The 9,370-nt window shown below is 43.6% G+C and carries 10 protein-coding genes and 1 pseudogene; 9 read left to right on the top strand and 2 right to left on the bottom strand.

Annotated elements, in window-relative coordinates:
- Positions 1-145: 145 nt before the first annotated feature.
- Entirely contained in the window at positions 146-1,621 is a 1,476-nt protein-coding gene (cobQ, locus tag EWV66_RS14150; RefSeq protein WP_052275681.1) for a cobyric acid synthase CobQ, read from the top strand.
- 9 nt (positions 1,622-1,630) lie between these two features.
- Positions 1,631-1,870: a 2Fe-2S iron-sulfur cluster-binding protein gene (locus EWV66_RS14145; protein WP_052275682.1), complete on the top strand. Its 240-nt coding sequence runs from the start codon at positions 1,631-1,633 to the stop codon at positions 1,868-1,870.
- A 14-nt stretch (positions 1,871-1,884) separates the two neighbouring features.
- On the opposite strand, the gene EWV66_RS14140 is transcribed toward EWV66_RS14145, so the two are convergent.
- Entirely contained in the window at positions 1,885-2,589 is a 705-nt protein-coding gene (locus tag EWV66_RS14140) for a cytochrome b/b6 domain-containing protein (protein ID WP_052275683.1), read from the bottom strand.
- A 44-nt stretch (positions 2,590-2,633) separates the two neighbouring features.
- Here EWV66_RS14140 and EWV66_RS14135 point away from each other — a divergent pair, with 44 nt between their 5' ends.
- Positions 2,634-3,374 carry a TIGR00297 family protein gene (locus tag EWV66_RS14135; RefSeq protein WP_185237826.1) on the top strand — a complete coding sequence of 247 codons (741 nt, stop codon included), beginning with the start codon at positions 2,634-2,636 and terminating at the stop codon, positions 3,372-3,374.
- Between the two features lie 36 nt (positions 3,375-3,410).
- The gene (locus EWV66_RS14130) at positions 3,411-4,466 is read left to right on the top strand and encodes an amino acid ABC transporter substrate-binding protein (RefSeq protein ID WP_287108946.1); all 1,056 of its coding nucleotides are present in this window, start codon (positions 3,411-3,413) and stop codon (positions 4,464-4,466) included.
- A gap of 2 nt (positions 4,467-4,468) precedes the next feature.
- On the opposite strand, the gene EWV66_RS14125 is transcribed toward EWV66_RS14130, so the two are convergent.
- A complete protein-coding gene (locus EWV66_RS14125; RefSeq protein ID WP_185237825.1) occupies positions 4,469-5,356 on the bottom strand; it encodes a lipid kinase in 888 nt (295 codons plus the stop codon).
- Between the two features lie 362 nt (positions 5,357-5,718).
- Here EWV66_RS14125 and EWV66_RS14120 point away from each other — a divergent pair, with 362 nt between their 5' ends.
- From EWV66_RS14120 to EWV66_RS14100, 5 genes and pseudogenes are all read left to right on the top strand, one after another.
- Entirely contained in the window at positions 5,719-6,477 is a 759-nt protein-coding gene (locus EWV66_RS14120; protein WP_002762830.1) for a sulfite exporter TauE/SafE family protein, read from the top strand.
- A 165-nt stretch (positions 6,478-6,642) separates the two neighbouring features.
- Positions 6,643-7,260: pseudogene (locus EWV66_RS14115) on the top strand (Rpn family recombination-promoting nuclease/putative transposase); the annotation flags it as partial.
- Between the two features lie 174 nt (positions 7,261-7,434).
- Complete coding sequence (locus EWV66_RS14110; RefSeq protein ID WP_287108942.1) at positions 7,435-7,611, top strand: DUF8621 family protein; 177 nt, start codon at positions 7,435-7,437, stop codon at positions 7,609-7,611.
- A complete protein-coding gene (locus tag EWV66_RS14105) occupies positions 7,608-8,666 on the top strand; it encodes a DUF3326 domain-containing protein (RefSeq protein WP_287108940.1) in 1,059 nt (352 codons plus the stop codon). Before EWV66_RS14110 ends, EWV66_RS14105 begins: the two co-directional genes overlap by 4 nt.
- A complete protein-coding gene (locus EWV66_RS14100; RefSeq protein WP_052275689.1) occupies positions 8,663-9,244 on the top strand; it encodes a CPBP family intramembrane glutamic endopeptidase in 582 nt (193 codons plus the stop codon). The genes EWV66_RS14105 and EWV66_RS14100 overlap by 4 nt, the downstream gene beginning before the upstream one ends.
- Positions 9,245-9,370 lie beyond the last annotated feature (126 nt).

Here is a 9,370-nt window from a genome sequence, read left to right as displayed (position 1 = left end):
CAGTTATCAGTTATCAGTTATCAGTTATCAGTTATCAGTTATCAGTTATCAGTTATCAGTTATCAGTTATCAGTTATCAGTTATCAGTTATCAGTTATCAGTTATCAGTTATCAGTTAACTGAAAATACTCAATAAAAAAACTAGATGAAAGCAATTATGGTAGTGGGGACAACATCCCACGCGGGTAAATCTTTTTTAACTGCGGCTTTATGTCGTTTATTCAACCGGAAAGGTTGGCAGGTAACACCCTTTAAAGGTCAGAATATGGCCCTTAATGCCTATGTTACCGCCGGAGGGGAAGAAATGGGTCACGCCCAGGCGGTGCAAGCATGGGCCGCGGGGACAATTCCCCGGGTAGAAATGAACCCAATTTTATTAAAACCCCAGGGAAATATGACCTCTCAGGTGATTATTAAAGGTAAGGCTGTTGGTGTCACTACGGCAGCGGATTATTATCAGAATTATTTTGACCAAGGTTGGCAAGCAATTAAAGAATCTTTAGCTAAATTATCGGCAGAATTTGATCTAGTTGTCTGTGAAGGTGCGGGAAGTCCGGCGGAAATAAATCTCAAACATCGCGATTTAACTAATATGCGGGTGGCTAAATATCTCGATGCCGCTACTATTTTAGTGGTGGATATTGATCGCGGGGGGGCTTTTGCTCACGTCGTCGGTACGTTAGAATTATTAGAACCGGAGGAAAGAGCTTTAATTAAAGGTATTGTGATCAATAAATTTCGCGGACAAAAATCTCTCTTAGATTCAGGGATTACTTGGCTAGAAGATTATACAAAAATTCCCGTGTTGGGAGTTCTTCCCTATAGTGATATCTTTTTAAGTGCCGAGGATTCTCTTAGTTTACTCGATCGCCCCGCCCAAAAACCTAAAGCTGAACTAAATATCATTGTCATTCGTCTGCCTCATATCGCTAATTTTACTGATTTTGACCCTCTCTGTGGTGAAGCAACGGTTAATGTCCGTTATCTAGAATTACAGGAATCTTTAGGTGATCCCGATGGGGTAATTATCCCTGGCTCTAAAACCACTGTTGCTGATTTAATTGCTCTTAATCAAAGTGGTATGGCTAATCAATTACAAGCCTATCACCAAAGGGGAGGTATTATCTTTGGCATCTGTGGTGGTTTGCAAATGTTAGGGCGATTAATCCTGGATCCTGACCATCGAGAAGGTCCCGACAGTGAGGCAGCTGGCTTAAATTTACTGCCGTTAAAAACGGTAATTACTGACGAAAAAATTACCCGTCAACGACAAGTTTTATCCAATTATCCCCAAGGGGGTTTACCAGTAACAGGATACGAAATTCACCAGGGAATAAGCGAATGGGAAAGTGAATCAGGTTATCAAAAAATGTTCGAGGAAGATGCTAGTCTAGGAATTGTCAATGATTCTCTGTCAATTTGGGGCTGTTATTTACATGGTATCTTTGATAATGGTTCTTGGCGAAGAACTTGGTTAAATCATCTACGTCAGCGTCGCGGTTTATTGTCTTTGCCTACGGGAATTGCTAACTATAGTGAACAAAGAGAAATAACCCTCGATACTATGGCTAATTTATTGGAAGAACATTTAAATCTTACACCTATTTTTGCTCATTTGTAAGGAAAAATTATGACTATTTCAGTGCGTTTTTTACCCGATGATATCATCATAGAAGCGGAAACTGGAGAACTATTATTAGATGTAGCCAAAAAAGCGGGAATTGACATTCCTACTGGCTGTTTAATGGGTTCCTGTCACGCTTGTGAAGTAGAATTAGATGATGGTACTCAAATTTGTAGTTGTATTACTGGTATCCCCAGCGATCGAGATTCTTTAACTGTTCATTTATACTCCGATCCGCTTTGGTAGTTGCTCCCTCGGATTTAGTCAAACTTGGGAATAATCCAAGCTGCTATAATAGCCAATAAAACAACAATTTCTAAGACTTTATATAAGTTAAGAGATTGTAGCCACTGAAAACTATTGGCTAGACGCAAACTTAACCCCCATTGACGTAATTGAGATAACCATAATTTCGGGCTATCTTGTTCACGAAAACCCCATTTAAGGATAGACAATAACAGGGGAACTCCCCCCACTTTAGCAGTCATGAGCAGGTGCAGCACCAGACATACTGCCATAATTAACCAACTGAGCAAATGGGCATAATACCAAAAGTGATTTAATTCCCCTTCTGGTAGCCATTTGGAATCCATCATCCGGCCACTATACAAAGCAAAAGTTAGGGCAAAAAGAGTCAAAGTATTGACTAAACGATGGAGACTATACCACCAAATCGGCTTACCAAATTGGGTTAATTTGTTAAGAGAATCACTTTGAATTAATCTTTTGTTGCCCCGACGAAAAGCATAGATAGCAAAAACGGGAAAGATAATCAGAGTATAGAGGCCAAAAGTGCCATGAATACTTTCAATTTCTTGATATTCTGGTAAGGGCAGTTTTAACCAACGACCGTCAAAAGTATCATAGGTCCAATAGGCCGTAACCATGGCGGCAATGAGGGCAATTCCCGTGAATCCGTGCAGAATTCGCAGTAAAAGAGGTTGATAAGGTTGATTAGTTTTCATGAACTCGATCGATACAATAGGGTATGTAAACTTGCCCAGATACTATGTTAACTAATCCTTGGCTCGTCGCTATTCTTCTCAATACCGTCCTCCTCGGAATCGCTGCAATTGCGCCAAAAAAGCTCTTAACTCGGATGGGTTATCTCCATGCTTGGGTTCTAGGGGTAATTGTCTGGGGAAGCTTGGAATGGCGCGGTTATCTAATTGTTTTATTCTATTTCCTCGTCGGTTCTACTGTCACCCGCATCGGTTTAGCGCGCAAGGAAGCGGAGGGAATTGCCGAAAAAAGAGCGGGGGTACGCGGTCCAGAAAATGTCTGGGGTTCCGCTTTAGCGGGGGCAATTTGCGCTATCCTAAGTCTTTTTGCCGCTTCTCCCTGGGATTGCCTCTTAATACTCGCTTATGTGGCTAGTTTTAGCACCAAATTAGCCGATACTACTGCCAGTGAGGTGGGTAAAGCTTACGGTAAAACTACTTATCTAATCACTAATTTTAAATCCGTCCCCCGGGGAACAGAAGGTGCTGTTAGTTTGGAAGGAACGCTCGCTGGTTTGCTGGCAGCCACGGCGATTTCCCTGTTAGCATGGGCTATCGGTGCGATCGATCTTATCGGTGTGTTATGGTGTGTAATTGCGGCATTTATCGCCACCAATATCGAAAGTCTCATCGGCGCTACCCTACAAACCCGCTTTCTGTGGTTAACTAATGAATTGGTCAATGTGATCAATACGGTTATCGGTGCGATCGTGGCTATACTGTTAAGCTTGCTCTGGTCTTTCCGCTAAAGTTAAGTGACTAAAAAAATTTTTCAGAGAATATCTATGCTAAAGTGGCGTTTTTGTGCATTGTCCCTGCTGTTACTGCTAATTACTGCCTGTGGGACGGAAAATCAATCTAATTCTAGTTCTAACACCGCAAGTAGTCCCGATGCTGGCCGCTTGCAAACGGTGAAAAATCGCGGTAAGTTAATTTGTGGCATTAACGGAGAAGTGTCGGGGTTCAGCTTTGTTAATGAAAAAGGCGAATATTCGGGCTTAGATGTGCAAATTTGCCGAGCTATCGCTGCGGCTCTCTTTGATGATCCCTCTAAAGTCGAATATCGTAAACTTAGCCCCCAAGAGAGATTTACTGCCGTACAGACGGGAGAAGTGGATATCCTCAGTCGCAACACCACCTGGACGATTAACCGGGATACCGCCCTGGGGATGGAGTTTATCACCCCGGTTTTCTATGATGGTCAGGGAATTATGGCCACGAAAGCCAGTAATATTAAGAAATTAGAAGATTTAAGCGGAAAGTCCATTTGTGTGCTGTCGGGAACCACCACGGAACAAAATCTGGCCGATGCCATGGCAAAAGCGGGAGTTCAAGGTTATAAACCGATCGTTTCCGATGATGTGGAGGCCTTATATACAGCTTATCAGGCGGGGCGTTGTCAGGCTGTCACTTCCGATCGCTCCCAATTGGTGGCCCGGCGATCGGTTTTTCCCCGACCGCAGGATCATCAATTATTAGAAGTGGTAATATCTAAGGAACCTTTGGCCCCGGCCGTGGCCGATGGTGATCCCGCTTGGTCGAATGCCGTCCGCTCGATCGTTTTTAGTTTAATTCAAGGGGAAGAATTCGGGATTAACTCCCAAAATATTGCCACTTTTGCCGACAGCAAAGACCCCAGTATTCGGCGCTTTTTGGGTATTGATGAGAAGTTAGGTGAAGATATGGGTTTACCCAATGATTTTGCCCAAAGAGTCTTAAAACAGGTGGGTAATTACGGTGAAATTTATGATCGTGAAATCGGTAAACCCCTGCAACTCGATCGAGGTTTAAATAATCTTTGGACAAAGGGGGGTTTATTGTATTCTCCTCCTTTTCGTTAGTTTTAAGATTGTGTTTCCTGACGGGGAATATAGACCCCTATGGCCGCTGGAATAACTCGAAATATGGCGGGAGTAGTGCTAGTAATTTCGCCATCGGTGTTGATACTATGGGGTTTACGAGTCTCAATTTGAATTTCTTTGCCGTTAAGAGTTCTCACCCAAGATAATAAACCCTGTTGTCCTCGTGGTAATGTCCATAAAAGCGGGAAAATTTGCCACCAGTGTTCAATTTCTAGGCTATATAAATCTAACCTTTGATCGTCGATTTGGGCATCATGAGCGATCGGCATTCCTCCCCCATAATAACGACCATTTCCGATCGCTATTTGTAGGGTTTTAACTTTGATATTTTGGCCATCAATACCGATCATAGCGGTAAAAGGACGAGTTTTACTTAATACCTGTAAAGCTGTCCAAGCGTAGGCCAAAATCCCCAAACGTCGCTTTAAACCCTTGTTCAGTTTTTGGGTAATTTTCACACTTAATCCTAAACTAGCCACGTTGAAAAAGTATTTATTATTTACCCAACCTAGATCGATATATTTTAAATTACCTTCCGCAATAATTCGACAGGCTTCGGCAATAGAATTCGGTATCCCTAAAGTCCGGGCTAAATCATTAGCCGTTCCCAGAGGTATAATGCCTAAAGGCAGTTGAGTTTCTACCAACATATCCGCCATAGCATTAAGAGTCCCATCGCCACCACCGACAATAACTAAATCAATACTAGAGCGATATTTTTCCAGCAAAAAAGGTATATCTTCTACCTTTTTCAAAGGGACGCTGATAATTTCAAAATCCCAATTATTGAGCAGATCAACAGTTTGAGCAAAGTTTTCTTTACCCTTGCGCGAGTGACGATTGATTAGTAGTAAAGCTCTTTTAGTCATAGGTAAGTTTCTCAGCAGTGCAGGGATAAAGGTTATGTAATTAGGAGTTGCTGAATAAATGTGAAATATAGACGAGGTAAGGGTTTTAGTGGCTGGTTTTGCGAAACAGGTGCAAGTCCTTTAGGGGCGAAGCATTCGGGCATAACCTATCGCTGAAACCGTAGATTTTCTATCCGAATCCTTCGCCCTTATTTTTTCAGCAAACCCTAATTAAATCAGAAAAAATATCAGGTGATTGTCAATAATTTAGCCCCATTGATCACTAAATTTTAGTTAATAGCCCTTTCTTCGAGAAAATGTTCTACCATTGCCTCTAGGTATGATAGCAAATTCAGACCCTTCAAGGCCATGAAACGAAGATAATGGCAGACAATTACTTGATTTTACTGATAACGGGCGTTTTTTCGGGCTTATTAGCGGGTTTATTCGGTATTGGGGGTGGCACTATCTCCGTGGCGATCCTGTTAAATTTGGGCCACAGTTACGGGGAATCGGTGGCTACCAGCAGTTTAGCGATCGTTTTCACTTCCCTAGGAGGTACGCTCCAAAATTGGCGATTAGGTTCCCTCAAATGGCAGCGAGTTCTCCTCTTAGGTTTACCCGGGATTTTTACGGCATTTATCGGGGTCTATCTGGTCAAATATAGCCCCAAACACCTCCTAGAAGCGGCTTTTGGTTGTTTTTTACTGCTCAATATCTATTTAACCAATCTCAAGCAAAATTTAAGCCAAAAAGAGCCAGTTTCTGCCATTAGATTGAATCCTAATCTAGCCTGTCTGCTAACCGGAGGAATCGCTGGATTTCTAGCCGGTATTTTCGGAATTGGCGGTGGGGCGATCATGGTGCCACTACAAATGATTTTTTTGGCAGAAAAGATCAAAATCGCCATTGTCACCAGTTTAGGTGTGGTTTTACTCAATTCGATCGCCGCCTGTTTCGCTCATGCCCAAGCCAGTTATATTCTTTATCTACAAGGGATTATTTTAGGTATCGGTGGTTCCCTAGGTGTACAAGTAACCACTCGTTTTTTACCGAAATTACCGGATCGATTGGTGCGGATTACTTTTTATATTTTTCTGCTACTGATGGCCATTTATTTCTTCATCCGCGCTTGCTCTTAGACCGCATCAACGGACTCGTTAAATCTCAACTTTCTAACCTTTCTAGTCTCTCCCTGATTGGCTTTTTCCGTGTTCATCAATAAAAAACGGAGAATACTTGACAAATTCGGGGGGGGGAGAATAAAGGAGACATAATTTTAGATGCCTATTGTGGGTGTGGAACGACTCCATCAAGTGGTTATTTATCTAAGGAAAAGTGACTCCCCCAAAGTCCGACAGAATGATTATAAACAAGGGAAAACCTCTCATCAATTTGAAGTGATTAGACTCTGGGAACAACCCTCGGAACCCCTATTAAAGGCTCCCGGACTGTTTCCTTTTGCCATACTTGCTCAAGCTGAGAAACAAGAAAACTTACTGCGGCAAATTGCCCAAGAAATCGAGCAAATCAGCGATAGTCGAGAACAAAGTAATCTGGCTGCATCTACCGCAATTCTAGCCGGGTTAGTATTAGAGAAAGACATCATTCAACGATTATTGAGGAAAGACATCATGAAAGAATCAGTTATCTATCAAGAAATCTGGTCGGAAGGTTTACAAGAGGGACGACAAGAGGGACGACAAGAGGGACGACAAGAGGGACGACAAGAGGGACGACAAGAGGGAGAAGCTAACCTCGTTTTACGTCAATTAAATCGGCGTATAGGGGACATTTCTCCAGAATTACTGCCCAATATCCGCAGTCTTGACCTAGAACAGTTAGAAAACTTGGGAGAAGCTTTGTTAGATTTTCAGTCACTACAAGATTTAGAAGAATGGCTGGAAAATTGTCGAGTCAGTTAGTACAAATAAACTAAATACTGTCTCTCTATTAGTCACATCTTTCCTAACATAAAATTTGACGAAAAGAGAAAAGTGTGCGGGATAGCTCAAGGGAGTTTTATAAGGATTGTATAAGCCAGCGCAAGAGGGCAAAATCTTGATAAACTGAGGGGATAACTATCGCAGACCATCCCCATGACCACTCACTTTATTAGTGCCGAAATCGACCTAGAGGAAACCCCGCAACAACTGCAGCAAGAAATCGAAAAAGAATTAGCCAAACGCGGTGAACCCTTGCGTTGGGCAATCACAGAAGTGGATAGCGAGAATAATCAAGTCAAAGTCGAAGCGATTGTCACCACTGCCTCGTGAATTCCCGTCCCTATACCGCCGTACTAATTATTCCCACCGGCATCGGGGCAGCGATTGGCGGTTATGCTGGGGATGGCATTCCCGTGGCCAGAGCGATCGCCCAAGTTTGCGATCGCCTAATTACCCATCCCAATGTCCTCAACGGCGCACAACTGTACTGGCCTCTGGACAACACCTATTATGTGGAGGGTTACGCTTTAGATCGTTTTGCCCGGGGGGATTGGGGATTAAGTCCCGTCCATCAAAATCGCATCGGGTTACTATTCGATCGCGCCATTGAATTTGACCTCTTGCAAAGACACCTTCAGGCTGCCGATGCTGTCCGGGCCACCCTAGGCTTAGATCTGACCGATTACGTTATCACCGATGCCCCCTTAAATGTGCAGTTGCGAGAGGCAGCCTCTGGGGCCAGTTGGGGAACAATTGGTAATCCCGACAGCTTGCTGCGGGGAGCAGAAAAACTGATTAACCAGGGCCGGGCGGAAGCGATCGCCATTGTTGCCCGTTTTCCCGACGATCCCGATAGCATTGCCCTGGCTAATTATCGCCATGGTCAGGGGGTGGATCCCCTTGCCGGGGCCGAGGCGGTAATTTCCCATCTGGTGGTCCGACAATTCCAAATACCGGCAGCCCACGCTCCCGCTTTAAGTCCGCTGCCCCTCGATCCGCAACTTTCCCCCAAGGCCGCGGCCGAAGAAATCGGTTATACTTTTTTACCCTGCGTTTTGGTGGGTTTAAGTCGCGCCCCCCAATTGGTCAAGCAGCCCAGTCCCGATGCTATTTGGAGCCGGGAGGTGGACGCGCTGATCGTTCCCGCCAGTGCCTGCGGCTCTAGCACAGTTTTTAGTTTTTGTCAAGAAAAAACTGTACTGATTGCTGTTGGGGAAAATAGTACAAGAATGAAGGTGGCCCCGGAACCTCTAGGGGTGAAAGCAATTAGGGTACACTCGTATATGGAGGCGATCGGTGCGATCGTTTGTCAACGGGCCGGGGTTAACCTAGCATCTCTTCGCCCTACTTTAAACTCTTTACGCTGTTTATCCGAGAATCCGTGACTAATTCCCCTAATTCCGAATTTGATCCCCTGACACGCACACAAGTCCTCACCATTATGGCGGTAACGGCGATTATCTTGCTGGTAGTCGCCAAAGTTTGGCAATATTTCGGTGCGATCGCTATTCCCGCCATTCGCTGGACTCTCCCGGATTTCTTGTTCGGATTAGCCTTAGCGGGGGCAATTAGTGGAATTAGTGGGCTTCTCTATCGTTTTTGGTCTAGTTATCGCCATAGTGCTAACGCTTACTTACAATTAGTCATTAAACCTTTAGCTTGGCCTGATTTAATTTGGATTGGATTACTGCCGGGGTTAAGTGAAGAATTATTATTTCGCGGGGTAATTTTGCCAGCTTTAGGCTTAAATATCTTTGGTTTAACCGTTTCTAGTCTAATTTTTGGTATCCTCCATTTTAGCGGTTCCCAACAATGGCCCTATGTTATCTGGGCAACTGTTGTCGGTTTTGCCCTCGGTTATACCGTCATCATCACCAGTAATTTATTAATCCCGATCCTCGCTCATGTTATCACCAATCTCCTCGCTAGTTTTCTCTGGAAATTACAGCATAGTAATCAGTAATCAGTTATCAGTTATCAGTAATCAGTTATCAGTTATCAGTGGGTAAGTTATCAGTGATCAGATTTGAGTTTTAAGTGAGCAGTATTAAATAGAAGTTTCCTACTGTCTTTTCACTGATTACTGTTT

It is taken from the genome of Microcystis sp. M_OC_Ca_00000000_C217Col, from assembly GCF_007095585.1.
In the GTDB taxonomy this organism is placed as follows: Bacteria; Cyanobacteriota; Cyanobacteriia; order Cyanobacteriales; family Microcystaceae; genus Microcystis; species Microcystis panniformis.
Note: the sequence above shows the minus strand (reverse complement) of the source record. Positions and strands in the feature narration are given on the sequence as shown.

Excerpts from the sequence above, each read along its gene's own strand:
- EWV66_RS14120 (WP_002762830.1), top strand. The coding sequence starts at position 5,719 with ATGGCAGACAATTACTTGATTTTACTGATAACGGGCGTTTTTTCGGGC.
- EWV66_RS14110 (WP_287108942.1), top strand. The coding sequence starts at position 7,435 with ATGACCACTCACTTTATTAGTGCCGAAATCGACCTAGAGGAAACCCCG.
- EWV66_RS14140 (WP_052275683.1), bottom strand. The coding sequence starts at position 2,589 with ATGAAAACTAATCAACCTTATCAACCTCTTTTACTGCGAATTCTGCAC.
- EWV66_RS14145 (WP_052275682.1), top strand. The coding sequence starts at position 1,631 with ATGACTATTTCAGTGCGTTTTTTACCCGATGATATCATCATAGAAGCG.
- EWV66_RS14130 (WP_287108946.1), top strand. The coding sequence starts at position 3,411 with ATGCTAAAGTGGCGTTTTTGTGCATTGTCCCTGCTGTTACTGCTAATT.
- EWV66_RS14125 (WP_185237825.1), bottom strand. The coding sequence starts at position 5,356 with ATGACTAAAAGAGCTTTACTACTAATCAATCGTCACTCGCGCAAGGGT.
- cobQ (WP_052275681.1), top strand. The coding sequence starts at position 146 with ATGAAAGCAATTATGGTAGTGGGGACAACATCCCACGCGGGTAAATCT.
- EWV66_RS14135 (WP_185237826.1), top strand. The coding sequence starts at position 2,634 with ATGTTAACTAATCCTTGGCTCGTCGCTATTCTTCTCAATACCGTCCTC.